Genomic DNA, 15884 nt, shown 5'->3' with positions numbered 1-15884 from the left:
GCCGGCCCGCGGGCCAGGTCCAGCGCCGCCGCCACCGGGTCGTCGGCGACCTGCAGTGCCAGACCGTGAACCACGGCCGACTCGGCATCGAATCGCATCCCGAACAGCAGCGCCGCGCGGGCGACCTGCGGCCCGACGGCACGCTGCAACATCCATGTCGCCCCGCCGCCGGGGTGAATGCCCAACTTCTGGAAGCGGGGATCGAACAGCGCGTTCGGGCCGGCGATCCGCACGTCGGCGGCCAGCGCGAGGTTCAGCCCGGCGCCCACCGCAGGACCGTTGACCGCGGCGATGGTGGGCAGGGCGCAGCCGGCCAGTGCCATGAAGCCGTCGTAGATCCGCAGCAAACCTTCCTCGGCGGCGGCGCCGAGCGCGCTCAGATCGGCGCCCGCGCAGAACGCCTTGCCCGCACCGGTGATCACGACGGCGTGAACCCCTGGGTCGGCCTCGGCAGCGTTGATCGCTGCGCGTAGCTGTGCCGACATCGAGTCGGTGACCGCATTGCGCCGGTCCGGATCATTGACGGTGATCAAGGCGACCCGGTCCTCGACGTGATAGAGCACTTCGTTGGCCATACCGGCACGCTACCGTGCCTTCACAACGGGATTGGAACCAGCAACAGGACGGAACACATGGCAGCCGACGACGCCCACTTCTACCGGACCGCCGACGGCACCGGCCTTCCGCACGATCCGTTCAACGCGATCGTCGGCCCGCGCCCGATCGGGTGGATCTCTTCGGTCAGCGCCGACGGGATCCCCAACCTTGCTCCCTACAGCTTCTTCAACGGATTCAATTACCGTCCTCCGATTGTCGGCTTCGCCTCGATCGGGTGGAAAGACAGCGTTGCCAACATCGAAGCCACCGGGCAATTTGTGTGGAATCTCGCCACCCGGGAACTGGCAACCGCCATGAACGAGACCTCGGCGTCGATCCCCGCCGTCGAGGATGAATTCCGCCGCGGTGGTCTGACCGCGGCACCCAGTGTGGTGGTGCGAGCTCCCCGGGTGCTGGAAAGCCCGGTCAACTTCGAATGTGCACTGACACAACTCATTGCGCTCACCGACATCGACGGCGGCCAGATTCCGACCTGGCTGGTCCTGGGTCAAGTCCTCGCCGTGCACATCGACCGGCAGTTCCTCGACAACGGTGTATACGACACCGCCGCGGCCCATCCGATCTTGCGGGCCGGCGGCCCGGCGAACTATGCCGCGGTCACCCCGGACTCGATGTTCTCCATGACCAGACCCGATGATCGCTGAACGCGACACCGTACCCGATCTGGTTGTGCGCAAACGTAGTTGGCCGCGCAGAGTGCAGCGAGGCCCGTCGGGGGCCTAGCCTAATGGAGAGGCTTTCACTGATGGATGCTAGCCGACTGGTGGTCGGCCTATGCTCGAATTGACGGCGCGCGGGCGCAACGGAGAGCCTGCTGCAAATGACGCGCGTCAGGTTGGAAGAACCATGACTGGAAACCGCATCGTCGTATACAAGGGCCCCGGTAAGGTGGCCGTCGAGACCATCGACTACCCCAAACTGGAAGTGCCGGCCGAAGTGGCCAGTGCCATGGGGATGAGCCGCAAAGCCGATCATGCGGTGATCCTCAAGTGTGTCTCGACAAACATCTGCGGCTCGGATCAACACATGGTGCGCGGCCGGACCACGGCACCCGTCGGGCAGACCTTGGGCCACGAGATCACCGGTGAGGTGGTCGAGAAGGGATCTGACGTCCAGTTCCTGGAGGTCGGCGACATCTGCACCGTGCCGTTCAACATCGCCTGCGGTCGGTGCCGCAACTGCCGCGAAGGACAGACCGGGATCTGCCTCAACGTGAACCCGTCCCGCGCCGGGTCGGCCTACGGTTACGTCGACATGGGCGGCTGGCTCGGTGGCCAGGCCGACTACGTGCTCGTACCGTTTGCCGACTTCAACCTCTTGAAGTTCCCCGATCGGGACGCGGCGCTGGCGAAGATCAAGGATCTGACGATGTTGTCGGATATCTTCCCCACCGGCTACCACGGTGCCAAGACCGCCGGGGTGACGACCGGTTCCACGGTGTACGTGGCCGGAGCCGGGCCGGTCGGCCTTGCTGCCGCCTACTCAGCACAGTTGCTCGGCGCCGCCGTGGTCATCGTCGGTGACCTCAACGCCGACCGGCTCGCGCAGGCGAAGTCCTTCGGTTGCGAGACCGTCGACATCAGCGCTGATGCCTCCCTGGAAGATCAGATCGCCAACATCCTGAACACCAACGAGGTCGACTGTGCGGTCGACGCCGTGGGCTTCGAGGCCACCGGGCACGGTCACGGCGCCGGCGAACAACCTGCCGCCGTCCTCAACTCGATCATGAACCTGACCCGCGCCGGTGGCAGCCTCGGCATTCCCGGCCTGTACGTCACCGGTGATCCCGGAGCCGAGGACTCCGATGCCAAGCAGGGCACCCTGAAGGTTCGTCTCGGGTTGGGTTGGGCCAAGAGCCACAGCTTCTACACCGGGCAGTGTCCGGTGCTGAAGTACAACCGGGGCCTGATGATGAGCATCTTGTACGGCAAGGCGCATATCGCCGATGCCGTCAACGCGACGGTGATCTCGCTCGACGATGCTCCTCGCGGCTACGCCGAGTTCGACTCCGGGGTGGCACAGAAATTTGTCCTCGACCCGCACGGCATGATCCCCGCCGCCTGATCGCGGTACTGGTGACAGCAGTTGGCCCCGAGCGCGAATCTCGCTCGGGGCCAACTGTGTTCTGCTGGATCAGTGCTGGTCTTCGCCGTCCTTGGCGCGTCGCCGGCCGGTCATCACGAAGAATCCGACCGAGGCCAGACCGAGGACACCGCAGCCGATCGCGGTGATCACCAACGGGTCGATCCCGGAGCGATCCTGGTCCGCGCGGTCACTGCTGGCCAACTTGACGTCATAGCCGGGCAACGGGCCTTCGGCCGGTGCGGTCAGGCCGGGCAGTTGCTGAGTCTTGGTGACCACGAACATCGGCTCGCCCTTGCTGGTCTTGCTCCAGTTACCCCACGCCGGGGTTTCCTCGTCGAGCAGCACTCGGTGGCCGCCCACCGTCGGATCGTCGCCCAGGTCGGTCAGCGACTTCACCCGGAACGGCTGCGTGGTGCCGTTGCTGTACTTCAGTTCGACGAGCACGTTCTTGTAGGTCTTGGGTGTCTTGGGCTTCGGGGGCAACGGCTGCCCCGGCTGCGGTACATAGCCGCCTCCGGAGAAGCTGCCGGTGGAGATCGCCGGTGCACCCGAGCCGTTCTGCGAGACGGCGGTGAAGCTGTACACGCCGGGATTGGGCACGCTCAGCACGGCGCGCTGCATCGGTGGGACTTCGAAGATGCGGGTGGCGTCGCCGTAGGTGTACACCAGCTGAAGCGGGGTGCGGTACGGGTTGGTGATGATCGGCCGGTAGAAGGTGTCATACCCGACCCACGACGAGTTCCATTGTGTGACACCGCTGGACCACGTGGAGCTGGTCATGCGCGAGGTGCTGGTGATCTGCGACTCCAGGGTCTGGGTGAGCTCGGTGATCTCCTGCGTGGTGGCCGGCCCCGGGTCGACGGCCACCGGGCTGGCGGCCAGCGCCGTGGTGATGTCGCCCTGCGGCGCCTCGGCCGTGGTGATGTCGGGGACGTCGAAATCGTCCATGGGCTCCATGGCATCGGTGTCCGGTCCCGGGTCCTGCGGTGCGGGGGCGTCACCGGTCCCGGGATCGGACTGGCCGGCATCGGTGTCTGGTGCCCCGTCGAAGCCCGGATCGGGCGCCTGCTCGGTATCGGGCAGTCCGGGAGCGTCGCCGGCGAGAGCGGGGGCGTCGACCTCGGGGGACGAATAGTCGGGGGCGTCCACTTCGGGGGCACCGGCATCCGGGGCGTCGACCTCGGGAGCCTCGACCTCGGGAGCGGAATAGTCGCCCTGGTTCCAGTCGCCGGGATCGGTGACATCGGGGGTGGCCAGGTCGCCTTGGTCCCACCCACCCATATCGGGTGCCGGGTCGTAGCCGTAATCGGGTGCAACCGCCTCGGTGCCGTCACCGTCGTCGTACGGGTCGGCCGTTGCGTGGGGTGCGGCACCGAGGAGCACCGAGGTGGTCAGGGCGATCGAAGACAGCGCCAGGGCGCTGCGCCGGAAGGCGATGTTGTTCGTGATGGTCATGAGAGCCTCCTGTCGTTCTGCCGCCGTTGCGGCACTGACAAGAGCTTCGGATGTCGACCTTGTCGGATCCTTGTCGGATTCTTGTCACGAATCCGGCTGGAGCGGGCTCAGCTGATGGGGCCGTAGGCCGCCAACGCCATCGACACCTGCGGCAAGTACTGCGCGCAGGTGCGGTTGACGGACTCTGTGACGATGTCGGCCGCGGATTCGAGGTCCCAGCCGTTGTTCAAGTATTTCTCGATCAGGAGGCCGGCATCGTCGGGAGTCAACGACGAGGTGGCGGCGGAACGGCGAAGCTGCGCACAGTTGGCCGGGCCGTTGGCGCTGACCTCCCGGGCCTCGTCGGCGGTGAGGACGCCGTAGATGTTGGGCTGCTCAGCGACAGCCGCCGGGGCGGCGCCGACACCCACCCCGAGTGCGATGAGGCCGCCGAGGATCACGTGTGCCGAGCGTCGTCCCGTCATGAAAGGGCATCGTAGGCGGTGCGCAGCGAACATGGAGCCCCCGCTCGGGGACGCCGGCGCCGGCAGGTCCGCCACCACGGCTGTGACCTGCACTGGTCCTAAAGCTGGGACACCCACAAAGATTTCGTGTTCGGGCGTCGGTGAACGGGACGCGTGCCGGCAACCCGGCCCGCGGGGCCCGTCAGCCGACAGCCACCATTTCGTTGCCGCTGGTCTGCCAGGCGGCGGTGAAGGTGTCGATGTCGACCTGCTCGTTGGCGCCGTTCTCGGGGCCGCTGTCGTTGATGTGCACGATGCCGGCGTCGGTGTCGACACCGGTGACCACGACGGCGTGATTGGGCACGCTGCGATCACCCTCGTCGCCCCAGATGCTCTCGGCGTTCAGACTCACGATGACCGCGCCGTCATTGGCCAGAACCTGCTCCAGCGCGCCGAGGCTGGCACCGTCGACGTGCCGACCGCTGACCCCGTAGTGGCCGAGGACGATCGGCAGGTCGTCGAAGATGGTCCCGCCGTGGGGGTCGCCGTCGTATTCGGCCATGTCGAAGATCATGTCGCCAGGTCGTGCCACGCTCGGGGTGTTCTGCGCAAAAGCCACGATGTCGTCTTCGTCGGGAGCAGTCCCGGTCATCTGTCCGATGACGTCGGCGGCGGCCATCATGGCGCAGTCGTTGTAGGCCTGCGAGACCGTCCACCCGGCCATGCCGTCGGGATCGCCGAAGGTCTCGGCGTGCGCCACGCCGGACAGGCTCAGCGCTGCGATGCCGATCAGGCCGGAAGCTGCGAGGGTGCGGAGGGCGGTGGTGTTCATCGGTCTCTTCTCCTGTTTCTGCCGGCTCTCGGCGTCGTTGAGAAGAGATTCCACGGGGGTGCTTGGCGGATTCTTGGTAGATCCTTGACGTCCAGCGCCATGGTGATCGCCGTGTGGACGGCTGAGGCCGTCACGTCGACAGGGAAGTCGAGCTTTCTCAACCGTTTTGGGTAGCCTGCCCCCATGTCCGAGCTGCCGCCGTTCAGTCCCACCGTGATGTTGTTGGCGGTGGGCCGGGTGTGGGAGAGCGCTTTTTCGGACGCTCTCAAGCCCCTCGGGTTGACCATCCGCAAGTACGGGTTGCTGGGGCATGTTCGCAGAACCCCGGGCATCTCGTTCAGTGAGTTGGCCCGGCGATCGCGTATCACCGTGCAGAGTGCGCACGCCGCCGTCGCGGCGTTGGTCGCAGCCGGGCTTGTCGACGACGGGACTGCGCACGCCGGTTCTGCGTCGACGCTGCGGGTGACCGCCGACGGAGAGTCCCTGCTGACTCGGGCCGCCGATGTGCTGGCACGCCTCGATCGGGACTTCACGGAGCAGCAGCCCGAGCTGGTCGAGGCACTGCGGGTTCACCTGCAGCGGCGGGTGGCCGGCGCCGACTAACCTTCAGTTATCCTGAAGGTTATGGAATCGCTGTTGCTGTCCATCCACGTGGTGGCAGGCATCCTCTTTGTCGGTCCGGTTGCGGTGGCCACCAGCCTGTTTCCCCGGTACGTGCCGGTGGCCGGTGCGGCCGCGACGGGGGAGCGCAGCCTCGACACCGCGCGGCTGTTGTACCGCATCAGTCGCGGATACGGGGTGCTGGCGCTGGTGGTCCCCATTGTCGGGTTGGTGCTCGCTGCCGTTCAAGGCCGCACGACCGAGATCTGGGTGGTGGCGGCGATGGTGCTCACCGCCCTGGCCGGAGGCCTGCTGGCGCTGCAGATCGTGCCGCGTCAACAACAGGCGCTCGAGCAGCCGGACGACGGCACCGCGCTTCGGCGCCTTGCCATGATGGCCGGCGTCGTCAACCTGCTCTGGGTGATTGTTGTCGTCCTGATGATCGTGCGTCCCGGATCGGGTTACGCATGACCGCCCTGCTGCGGGTCCTGGGCATGCTGTCCGCGCTCGAACTCGTCAGTGTCCTGGCGCTATTGGTGAATCTGGCCACCGTGCACGACAAGCTGGTGTCCAGCATTCTCGGCCCGACGCATGGCGCCCTGTACCTGGCCGTCGCGGTGATCGCCCTGTTCGGTCGTGGACTGAGCACGGCCACCCGGGTCGGTGCGCTGGTGCCCGTGCTCAGCGGGCCCCTGACCATGCTCAACGTAAGAAAAGAGGCGGTCAACGGACGACAAGAGGCGAGTCGCACATGAGCTTCCGGCATTTCCTGCGCCGGCCGCCCGAGGGGGCGGCCCCCGGGGATGTGCTCAAAATCGAGACGCTGCAGGCGCTTCCGCGAGTGCCCTACGGCGTGGTGTCCAGCAGGCATGGGAAAGGCGCCTTGCCGAGGACAGCCGATGGCGGGGCGCCGGACGGGATCACCCTCGAGGAGGTGATGCCGCCGATCAGCGCCGACGGTCGGCCCGATCCGGACCCCAGTCGGTACGGCAATGTCTCGACGTTCACTCCGGTCGACGACGGTCATGGCGTGATGTCCTACGGCGGTGACCCGCACATGGCGATGGGTGACGGTGAGGTGGCCTTGACGGCGATGGAGGGTTCGCTGCGCGGCTCCTACCGATTGACGGTGTGTAAACCGGGGTCCGGTGATGCGCCGTCGGTGGCGTACTCGTATCCGTTCGCCGAGACCGCCGATGCATGGGTGCCGATCGGATTGTCCGACCCTGATGGATCGGTGGACGCACAGGTCTCCGATCTCGATGTGGTGATGCGCCGTGCGGTGGTCAACGCGTTGGATTTTCTGGAGGCAGATCAGGGGATGGACCGCGCGACCGCCTACGCCTATCTGTCTGCCGCGGCTGACTTCTCGATATCCCAGGTGGTCGATCGCACGGTCGGTGTGCACGGCCAGATCTACAAGTCGCACTTCGCCGCCTGAGGCAGCTGGGCGCTCAGCGCTCGATGGGTTCGCAGGGGAGTTGGACGGCCGGATCGGTGGGAAGGGTCAGGCCGTCGGTCGACGGCGGTAGCCGCAACAGCCGCCGGCTCAGCTCGATGAACGCCTCTTCGACCCCGGCGATGCTGAGCCTGCCGTCAGGTCGGTACCACCGCGAAACGCCGTTGCACATCTCGATGAGCGCCAGCCGGGTGACGGTGGGATCGGAAACGTCGAAGGACTCCCGAGCGATGCCGGCGGCCAATACATCGGAGAACAGTGCTTCGTAATCGTCTCGGAGTGAGACGATCTCGTCGCGGCGGCGGCCGGTCAGTGACCGCACTTCCTGGTCGACCACCGTTGCGGTGCGCGGGTTGAGTGCGGTGGTGCCGACATGCGCGCGCACCAGGCCCATCAGTTGTTCTTCGGGTTCGGTGGACGCGGCCATGGCGATGCGGCCGCGGCGGATCAGCTCGGTCAGGCACAGCCGCATGATGGCGTCGAGCAGTTCTTCCTTGCCGCTGGGCGCGTAGTGGTACAGGGTCGCCGAGTTCATGCCGGCGGCGGAAGCGAGTTCTCGGATGCCGGTCGCTGCGAAGCCGCGCTGGGCGAACAGCGCCACCGCCGCGCGCTGGACCTCGCGGCCTCGCGTCGCGTGGTCCTCGGTTGTTGGCCTCACGCTCACATTGTGTCAAGGCGCGAACTGGGTCTTGCGCTCGACGGGTCAGAGTTTCTAAAGGACCCAATCAATCGATTGATTGGGAGGCTCATGGCAGTCCTGCGAACCGTGCTCGGTGACGTGCCGACAACACACGTCGGTCACATCCAGCCGCACGAACACGTGCTATCCGACATCGGCGCCACCACGCGCCAACAAGGCACCGCCCTAGCACACCACGAACCGATCACGCTGCAGAACGTCTACGAGATCCGCCGCCATCACAGCCCGGTGGACGCAAAGATGACCGACGTAGGCGAGGCGATCGACGAACTCCGGCTCTACCGCGAGGCCGGCGGGTCGGCGATCGTCGACGCCAGCAGCGGCGGGCTGGGACGCAACCCGGCGGGACTGGTGCAGGTATCGCAGGCCACGGGTGTCCACGTGGTGATGGGCAGCGGCTACTACGTCTGCGACTATCACCCACCCGGACTCGGGGAGCGGTCCCGAGACGACATCGCGCGGGAGATCATCAGTGATATCGACGACGGCGTGGGTGTCACGGGTATCCGTGCCGGGTTGATCGGGGAGATCGGACTCAAGTGGCCCGTCGATCCGGTCGAAGCCACTGTGCTCGACGCCGCGGTGGACGCCCAATTGGCCACCGGCGCAGCGTTGATGATCCATCCCGGCCGAGAGGCGGTTGCGCCCCTGGACGCGATGCAGCGGGTGCTCGCCGCCGGTGCGGATCCCACCCGGGTGGTGATGTCGCACATCGACCGCACGCTGTTCACCGCCGACGACATGAGCAGGCTCGCCGATACCGGCTGCTACCTGGAGTTCGACCTCTTCGGGCAGGAGTCGAGCTACTACCCGTACGCGCCGATCGACATGCCCAACGATGCCACTCGCATCGACCACCTGCAGCGACTGGCCGACGCCGGCTTCGGCTCCCGCCTGTTGGTGTCCCAAGACATCTGCTTCCAGACCCACCGCCAACGTTACGGGGGCGAGGGATACGCCCACCTGTTGCGCAATGTTGTGCCCCTGATGCGCCGCAAAGGCATGAGCGAGGACCTGATCACCGCGCTGACCGTCACCAATCCACTCACCGCGTTAGGACTCGACCGATGACCGCCGACGCTGCGTCTCCCCAGCCCGCGGCGCCGCCCGGCGACACCAAGCAGGAGCACCGCCCCGGCACCGCATTGGCCGGCGCCTCGGTCGGAACGTTCGTCGAGTTCTACGACTTTGCCGTCTACGCCCTGACCGTACCGATCATCGCATCGGCGTTCTTCCCGGACGGCAACAGCACCGCCGCCCTGCTGTCCGCCCTGGCGGTCTACGGGGTGGCCTTCGTCATCCGCCCGCTCGGCGGGATCGTGTTCGGCATCCTCGGTGACCGGATCGGGCGCCGGTCGGTGCTGATGGCGGTCCTGCTGTTGATCGGTATCAGCACCGCCCTGATCGGTCTGCTGCCGACGTTCGACCAGGTCGGCTACCTGGCGCCCGCATTGCTGGTGACATTGAGACTGCTGCAGGGTCTTTCGGCTGGTGGTGAAGTCACCAGCGCAACGTCGTTCGCTCTCGAACACGCACCGGACGGCCGGCGATCACGGTGGATCACCACGGTGATCGCGATGTCGGCGGTGTCGTCGATCGTCGGTTTGATCGTCGTGCTGTCGCTGAACGCCGCGCTCTCCGACGAAGCCTTCGAGAGCTGGGGTTGGCGGATCCCGTTCCTGATCGCTCTGCCGCTGAGCATCGTCGGCCTCTACATCCGGTTGCGCACCGACGAGAGCCCGGCGTTCGTGCGAGCACGCGAGAAGCGGGAACTGAGCTCGGCGCCCCTGCAGGAGGCGCTGCGCACCGAGCGATCGGCGATCGGCTTCACCATCGCCCTGGCCGCCATGAGTGCGCTGACGTTCTACTACCTCGTCGGCTACTTCCCGACCTACCTGCAGGTGACCGCAGACATGTCCCGCACTGCTGCTCTCACCACCAACGGGATCGCGCTCGCCGTCTTCACCGCCGCCCTCATCCTGGCGGGCACGATCGGTGACCGCATCGGCCGGCGCACGATGATCCGGGTGGGCGTGCTGGCCCTCATCGTGACCAGTATCCCCGCGTTCTACCTCGCCGCCCTGGGCGGTGTGGCCAGCGCGGCAGGCCAGATCATGATCGCCGTGAGCCTGGCGATCTTCGGGGGAGGCAGCTACGCCACCTTGCTCGAGATCTTCCCGACCCGCACCCGGCTCACCGGATCTGCGCTGGGCTACAACATCGGATATGCCGTATTCGGCGGCACCGCACCGCTGCTGGCGGCCTATCTCGTGGAGGTCAGTGGCAGTCCCCAGGCGCCAGGGTTCTACCTCGCGATCATGGCGGTGGTTGTCGCGGTGTGTGCCTGGAACGTGCCCGAGGCGCGGGACCTGAAGGTGAACCGGTGACGGCAGCTCGAGGTGGTAACGGACGATCACAACTGATGGAGGACACACAGGTGCACGTCACCGACGCCCGGGTACGACTTCCCGACGAACTGCGACCACCGCCGGTAGGTGATCGAGACCCGTTGTCGCACAGTGAGTACGACCGTGTTCTCGATCTCGGCAACAAAACTGCCGCCGGCACGGTGCATTCGCTGCTGGCGCAGATGGACGCCGCGAGGGTGTCCGATGCTGTGTTACACGCCGAAACCGAGACGCCGGCGCCGGCGGCAGAACTCAACGATGCGGTGCTCAAGCTCGTGCACGAGTATCCCGACCGGTTCACCGGTGTGGGCACCATCGACATGCCGCCGGCGCGCCCCGGGGTGGCGGCCCGTGAAGTCGACCGAATCGCCGCCGACGGTCTCGTGGGTGTCAACATCGAACCGGCCTTCTTCGGCCTCGACATCGATGACAGGTGGCTGTATCCCACCTACGCCAGAGCCGAAGAACACGGCCTCGTCGTCAACCTGCACACCGGGGTGAACTACGCACGCAATGCCCCGATGCGCCACGAACGTGCCGAACTACTCGATCAGGTGGCCTGCGACTTCCCGGATCTGCGCATCGTCGCCTGCCACGGCGGCTGGCCGCAGGTCGACGAATTTGTTGCGGTCGCACGCCGGCACCCGACGGTCTACCTCGAACTCGGCGGTCTGGCCCCGAAGTACGTGGCCCGGCGCGGATCCGGGTGGGACGTCCTGATGAGCATGATTCCCAGCGTGCTCCGTGACCGGGTGTTGTTCGGCACCGACTGGCCCGTCATGCCGCACCAGCGGGTGCTCGACGAGTGGCAGGCGATGGGGCTCGACGACGCCGTGCTGCGACAGGTGTTGGGGGCCAACGCTCGAAGCCTGTACTCCCGCACCCCGCGCCAGCTGTGACCGGCCCGATGGACCCGGCCACGCTGCCCGCTCTGCTGCGCTGTGCCGCCCAGCGGTGGCCGGATCGCAGGGCCTTGGTCTTCGATCCCTCCGGCCACGAATTGACCTTCGCCGAACTCGCGGCCGCCGTCGCCGACCGTGCGGCCGCGCTGCAGCAGCGGCACGGGGTGGCCCGTGGCGAGCGGATCGCGGTCATGCTGCCCAACGACGCGGATTTCCCTGTCACCTGGTTGGCGCTGGCCGCACTCGGCGCGATCACCGTCCCGGTCAACACCCGGCTGGGGGAGTACGACCTGAACGCTGTGCTGTCCGAGTCGCGGACCCGGCTGGTGATCACCAACCGTCAGTTCCAGTCGGCGGTCGCCAGCTCTGAGTCTGCAGCGCAGATCGCGATCGTCGACGATCTGACCGCCCCGGGCGAGCACCTCCCGTGGCCCGACGTGTACCCCGAGGACCCGGCCAACCTGCAGTTCACCTCGGGCAGCACCGGCATGTCGAAAGGGTGTCTGGTCTCCCACGGCTACTGGGTCGAGATCGCCCGCACCATGACACTATTCGGCCCACGGCTGGATCACAGCGATGTGCTGCTCACAGCGCAGCCGTTCTACTACATGGACCCGATGTGGAATCTGGCCACCACCCTGCTGACCGGTGCGCCGTTGGTGGTGGCTGACGGGTTTCACCCGAGTACGTTCTGGCACACCGTCCGTCGGTACGACGTCACCTACTTCTACTGCCTGGGGGTGATGCCGGCGATGCTTCTGACCAGACCTGTCGACACCGGCGAACGCGACCATCGGCTCCGCTACATCTCGTGTTCGGCGATTCCGGCGGGGCAGCACAACATCCTGGAACAGCGATTCGGGGCGCCCTGGTACGAGCTGTACGGCAGCACCGAAACCGGCATCGACATCATGGTCGACGAAGCCGACCATGACCGATGTAAAACGTCTGGCGAACTGGGCACACTGATACCCAACCGGGAGGCCCGCATCGTCGATCCCGACACTGGTCGACCCGTGGTCCGCGGTGAGCGCGGGGTGCTGCAGCTGCGGGGTACGGGCCTCAGCGACGGCTACCCCGACAGTGCCGCCGCCGATCAGGAGGCCTACCGCGGCGGCTGGTACCGCACCGGTGACATCGTGTCGGTCGATCATGACGGCTACTTCACCTTCCACGGTCGCGCCAAGGACATCATCCGGCGCAGTGGCGAGAACATCGCCGCAACCCAGATCGAAGCAGTGCTGCAGGCCCACGACGATGTCGGTGTCGCAGCGTGTCTGGCTGCCGCCGATTCGATCAGAGGGGAAGAAGTCGTCGCGTTCGTGGTGCCGCTCAGCAGCGGTGACGACGACCAGTTGCTGCAGTCGGTGATCGATCACGCCGCCCGCCACCTGGCGTCGTTCAAGGTTCCGCGGTACTGGGCATTTCGCGAAGCGCTGCCGTTGACACCCTCGGCGAAGGTCTCCAAACCCGCGTTGCGGGGTGATCAGCTCGGGCGGGTGTATGACCGGGCGGGCAACCGATGGGTCACCGACGTCACCCTGGTCGGTGCTGGGGAGCCTGCCACGTAACGTCGGCAGGTGTGCCTGCCGCATCAGGCTGGACCGGCGACACCGCTGGCAGAGGTCGCCGTGCGGGAGTTCCTAAGGCGCACAGCGGGTCTGAAGATCGACGGATCGTGGGACCGGCGACGGCTGCCGTGCTGCGGCTGCAGGCATCAACGAGCCCGGTCTCAGTCCAACTCGGCGGCGTTCCCGGCCCCGGACCTGATGATGTCAGGATCGCCGGCGTGGCAGGTGCATCACGTTGTCGAAACCGGATACGCCGATGGTCTGCGAAATCGACCACCCCTCGCTGATCGCGGCCGAAACTCCCCTGATACCGCTGCTCGGCCACGGTCAACTCCCTCGGCAAAGGGAGTGTCAAGGATCAACCGAAGCCACTGTCAAGCATCAGCCGAACAGAAAGACCAGCATCAACCGAGCCAATACAAAGAAAAAGCGCCCCCGGCAGGAATCGAACCTGCGACCTAGGGATTAGAAGAGGGTGGTTGCTACCCAATTCCCGAACATGTGGATAATGGGTGTTTACCTGGCTGAATACCCGAAATGGTTACTTGGCCATTCTCCTGGAATTGGTTGCTATCGGATCATTGCCGCTGAATAAGCGATGGATTGAGAGGTTTGCGGGTCCGGACCCGCGTCAGCCTTCCTACGACAACCGAGTTGTACGCCAACGCCGACTCCGATCCGAGTAACTGGTTCAGCAATTGGTAGTAGCGGACCGGTGCCAACCCCAACGCTCGGCATGTCAGCCTCCTTCCAGTAGGGCTCGAACTTCAGGCGAAATGAGGTCGTCGACGGTCGCCGATTCCCACGTCACCGCAGGTTCGGGCTCGGATTCGTCGACAAAGGTGAGGCGCTCTGGGAACGAGACGTTCTTGCCGCCCTCGAAATGCACTGCGGTGTAACGCCACAGCAGTTCACGCAGTTGGTTGATCTGTTCTAGTGCGAGGTCGTCAGAGAGACCACGGCCTTGCGATCGGTAGTGGTGGATCGCAGTACCTGGCGGTGCGGCAACGATGTAGGCACGTAGTCCGTGCCAACCAAGTGTGTCGAAGTCAAGCTGGTCAGAGATCAGGTCGCGGGTGATAGGCGCCTCGAGGTCCCCCGTGATCTGATTGACCAGCCAAGCTATTCCCCCGAGCTGAGTCCCTCACCGTCCGCAGAGACCCACGCCTTCCACAGCACCTCAAACTCGTCTGGACCGCCGATAGGACATGGCCGGGTGTCGATAATGGTCCGCGCTGTTTCACAAGCGGCTCGATCGACCGCGGCAGATTCGATCTCAAAATCGGTCTTCAGTGCGCGGATACTGCGCAGCCACTGCTTGGAATAGATGTCTTTGAATCGGCGCAGGGCTACCACCATGCCGTCCGGGTAGGTGTGGGTATAGAGATCAGCCGTGTCGTAGTGGCTATACCAGTCGTAGTCGGTGTCGCCAGGCTTCGGCTCTGCCTTCTTCGGATCTGACTTCAGCCCGTCGACCATCGTCAACCCGTCCTCGCCGACCTCTTCATAAACGACTGGGGTGGGTTCGTAGGCGGCGTCGTCCAGGTCTTCGACATGACTGTTTTTCTTCGACATTCGTGTTCCACCTTGGCTCACCTTGGCTTGGCGGGTGGAGCCTCCCTGCGCCGCGCCAAGGTGTTTACGACGCAGGGAGACGAATAGGACCACGCGTCAGCAAATCGGCGCGGTACGGTCAGAAACATGAAGAGAGCGATTTCTCTGGTAGCCCTGTCCCCGCTACTGCTGGCCGGATGTGGTCAGTCAGATACCGAACGACAAGAGTTGGGCTCGCAGAGCTACGCAGATCCGCAGCAGATGGCTGATGACCTCACGGCAGGCGGAATCGCCTGCGAGATGACGACAGATGCAGACGAGTCTCGCTTCGGCGCCAACTCCGGACGGTGCACAACCACCGAGAGTGAGTTGGTCTTGTTGACTTTCGACGATGACTCAGACCGCGACGAGTATCAGCGGTTCGTAACGGTCGAATTGCCTTCGATGTTCAACACTGGCACTTGCCTGTTGACCGGCCCGAACTGGGCAGTGAACTGCGGCATGGCAGAAAAGTCGTTTGCAGATCAGCTACAGAGTGACGTATTCGGTGGCGACCTCGTATACCTTCCGTCGCAAGTCGGGTGACCGTACCCTCGTAGAGCGCGGCCACCCGACCCAAACGGTTAGGAAGGGGTGACGGCGACGGTGGCGCCGCCGGAACCTGCGCTGGACAGCACCCCACCATTGGCGAGGACCACGCTGTATGCCGACGGAGTGCTAGTGACAGTCGCATTGCCTGAACCGACAGTCGACAGCAACTCCAGCGCGGTCTTCACTGCACTGGTGGCAGCGTTGTACGCCAGAGCTGTGGTGCTTGCGCCGTCCACGGTGTGAATGTAGGTGCCGGCACTGCCAGTCACCGCCACATCCCACTCAGACGGCACCAGCTTGTCATCCAGCTCCGTGAAGACATCCGAGGTGACACCCTGAGAGTTGGGGAACAGATCAAACTTGATCTTGTACACCGACCAATCACCCGGCTTCTCCGCGATCGGATCAATGGTGTCCGGCTGAGCATCGTAGACGCAGCGGCGCCGCTTCACCTTCCCATCGAAGGTGTCGATGATGTAGGCGCCGTGATCGAGCACATCGGCGACATGGCGCACCGCAATGTGGGTGCCATGCGCAGCTGACGGCGCTCATCGAAAGTCCCCAGCTGTGCTCGCTGAAAATCCCCACCTGTGAGCATCGGTCAGTGTAGTGGTTGGCGGGTTCCGGTGGTGGCTCGGCGTAGGGTGTCGGTGGCGGCGTGGTGGT

Annotated in this window: 18 protein-coding genes and 1 pseudogene; 11 read left to right on the top strand and 8 right to left on the bottom strand. The window is 65.4% G+C overall.

Features of this window, described 5'->3' with window-relative positions; translation table 11 throughout:
* The coding region (locus tag WBB07_RS02955; RefSeq protein ID WP_526304592.1) for an enoyl-CoA hydratase at positions 1 to 575 on the bottom strand (575 nt) is incomplete at its 3' end.
* A gap of 57 nt (positions 576 to 632) precedes the next feature.
* Between WBB07_RS02955 and WBB07_RS02950 the strand changes: the two genes are divergently transcribed.
* Together WBB07_RS02950 and fdhA are read left to right on the top strand one after the other, a co-directional pair.
* Positions 633 to 1262: a flavin reductase family protein gene (locus WBB07_RS02950; protein WP_526304590.1), complete on the top strand. Its 630-nt coding sequence runs from the start codon at positions 633 to 635 to the stop codon at positions 1260 to 1262.
* 202 nt (positions 1263 to 1464) lie between these two features.
* The gene (gene fdhA, locus WBB07_RS02945) at positions 1465 to 2682 is read left to right on the top strand and encodes a formaldehyde dehydrogenase, glutathione-independent (protein WP_526304588.1); all 1218 of its coding nucleotides are present in this window, start codon (positions 1465 to 1467) and stop codon (positions 2680 to 2682) included.
* A gap of 69 nt (positions 2683 to 2751) precedes the next feature.
* On the opposite strand, the gene WBB07_RS02940 is transcribed toward fdhA, so the two are convergent.
* The 3 genes from WBB07_RS02940 to WBB07_RS02930 all read right to left on the bottom strand — a co-directional run bounded on the left by WBB07_RS02940 (position 2752) and on the right by WBB07_RS02930 (position 5433).
* A complete protein-coding gene (locus WBB07_RS02940; RefSeq protein WP_526304586.1) occupies positions 2752 to 4158 on the bottom strand; it encodes a hypothetical protein in 1407 nt (468 codons plus the stop codon).
* Between the two features lie 107 nt (positions 4159 to 4265).
* Complete coding sequence (locus WBB07_RS02935; protein ID WP_526304584.1) at positions 4266 to 4622, bottom strand: hypothetical protein; 357 nt, start codon at positions 4620 to 4622, stop codon at positions 4266 to 4268.
* 181 nt (positions 4623 to 4803) lie between these two features.
* Positions 4804 to 5433: a C39 family peptidase gene (locus tag WBB07_RS02930; protein ID WP_526304583.1), complete on the bottom strand. Its 630-nt coding sequence runs from the start codon at positions 5431 to 5433 to the stop codon at positions 4804 to 4806.
* 183 nt (positions 5434 to 5616) lie between these two features.
* Between WBB07_RS02930 and WBB07_RS02925 the strand changes: the two genes are divergently transcribed.
* From WBB07_RS02925 to WBB07_RS02910, 4 genes and pseudogenes are all read left to right on the top strand, one after another.
* Positions 5617 to 6036 carry a MarR family transcriptional regulator gene (locus WBB07_RS02925; RefSeq protein WP_526304581.1) on the top strand — a complete coding sequence of 140 codons (420 nt, stop codon included), beginning with the start codon at positions 5617 to 5619 and terminating at the stop codon, positions 6034 to 6036.
* 21 nt (positions 6037 to 6057) lie between these two features.
* Positions 6058 to 6504 (top strand): hypothetical protein, encoded by a 447-nt coding sequence (locus WBB07_RS02920; RefSeq protein ID WP_526304579.1) that lies wholly within the window; start codon positions 6058 to 6060, stop codon positions 6502 to 6504.
* A complete protein-coding gene (locus tag WBB07_RS02915) occupies positions 6501 to 6788 on the top strand; it encodes a hypothetical protein (protein WP_526304577.1) in 288 nt (95 codons plus the stop codon). The genes WBB07_RS02920 and WBB07_RS02915 overlap by 4 nt, the downstream gene beginning before the upstream one ends.
* 29 nt (positions 6789 to 6817) lie before the next feature.
* Positions 6818 to 7474, top strand: a pseudogene (locus WBB07_RS02910) (acetamidase/formamidase family protein); the annotation flags it as partial.
* Between the two features lie 13 nt (positions 7475 to 7487).
* Here WBB07_RS02910 and WBB07_RS02905 read toward each other — a convergent pair.
* Complete coding sequence (locus WBB07_RS02905) at positions 7488 to 8150, bottom strand: TetR/AcrR family transcriptional regulator (RefSeq protein ID WP_526304575.1); 663 nt, start codon at positions 8148 to 8150, stop codon at positions 7488 to 7490.
* A gap of 90 nt (positions 8151 to 8240) precedes the next feature.
* Here WBB07_RS02905 and WBB07_RS02900 point away from each other — a divergent pair, with 90 nt between their 5' ends.
* Genes WBB07_RS02900 through WBB07_RS02885 form a run of 4 tightly spaced genes read left to right on the top strand, consistent with a single transcriptional unit; the run spans position 8241 to position 13073 of the window.
* Positions 8241 to 9263, top strand: a complete 1023-nt coding sequence (locus WBB07_RS02900) for a phosphotriesterase family protein (protein WP_526304573.1) — start codon at positions 8241 to 8243, stop codon at positions 9261 to 9263.
* A complete protein-coding gene (locus WBB07_RS02895) occupies positions 9260 to 10579 on the top strand; it encodes an MFS transporter (protein ID WP_526304571.1) in 1320 nt (439 codons plus the stop codon). The genes WBB07_RS02900 and WBB07_RS02895 overlap by 4 nt, the downstream gene beginning before the upstream one ends.
* A 35-nt stretch (positions 10580 to 10614) precedes the next feature.
* Positions 10615 to 11499 carry an amidohydrolase family protein gene (locus WBB07_RS02890; protein WP_526304569.1) on the top strand — a complete coding sequence of 295 codons (885 nt, stop codon included), beginning with the start codon at positions 10615 to 10617 and terminating at the stop codon, positions 11497 to 11499.
* A gap of 8 nt (positions 11500 to 11507) precedes the next feature.
* The gene (locus tag WBB07_RS02885) at positions 11508 to 13073 is read left to right on the top strand and encodes a class I adenylate-forming enzyme family protein (protein WP_526304567.1); all 1566 of its coding nucleotides are present in this window, start codon (positions 11508 to 11510) and stop codon (positions 13071 to 13073) included.
* A 578-nt stretch (positions 13074 to 13651) separates the two neighbouring features.
* On the opposite strand, the gene WBB07_RS02880 is transcribed toward WBB07_RS02885, so the two are convergent.
* Entirely contained in the window at positions 13652 to 13795 is a 144-nt protein-coding gene (locus tag WBB07_RS02880) for a DUF3263 domain-containing protein (protein ID WP_526304594.1), read from the bottom strand.
* 400 nt (positions 13796 to 14195) lie between these two features.
* Positions 14196 to 14648 carry a hypothetical protein gene (locus tag WBB07_RS02875; RefSeq protein ID WP_526304565.1) on the bottom strand — a complete coding sequence of 151 codons (453 nt, stop codon included), beginning with the start codon at positions 14646 to 14648 and terminating at the stop codon, positions 14196 to 14198.
* Between the two features lie 126 nt (positions 14649 to 14774).
* Between WBB07_RS02875 and WBB07_RS02870 the strand changes: the two genes are divergently transcribed.
* The gene (locus WBB07_RS02870) at positions 14775 to 15212 is read left to right on the top strand and encodes a hypothetical protein (RefSeq protein ID WP_526304563.1); all 438 of its coding nucleotides are present in this window, start codon (positions 14775 to 14777) and stop codon (positions 15210 to 15212) included.
* Positions 15213 to 15250: 38 nt separating this feature from the next.
* On the opposite strand, the gene WBB07_RS02865 is transcribed toward WBB07_RS02870, so the two are convergent.
* Positions 15251 to 15733, bottom strand: a complete 483-nt coding sequence (locus WBB07_RS02865) for a hypothetical protein (protein ID WP_526304561.1) — start codon at positions 15731 to 15733, stop codon at positions 15251 to 15253.
* Positions 15734 to 15884: the final 151 nt, after the last annotated feature.

This window comes from Mycobacterium sp., assembly GCF_049647605.1.
In the GTDB taxonomy this organism is placed as follows: domain Bacteria; phylum Actinomycetota; class Actinomycetes; order Mycobacteriales; family Mycobacteriaceae; genus Mycobacterium.
The sequence above is the reverse complement of the archived record's forward strand: the minus strand, read 5'-3'. Positions and strand labels throughout refer to the sequence as shown.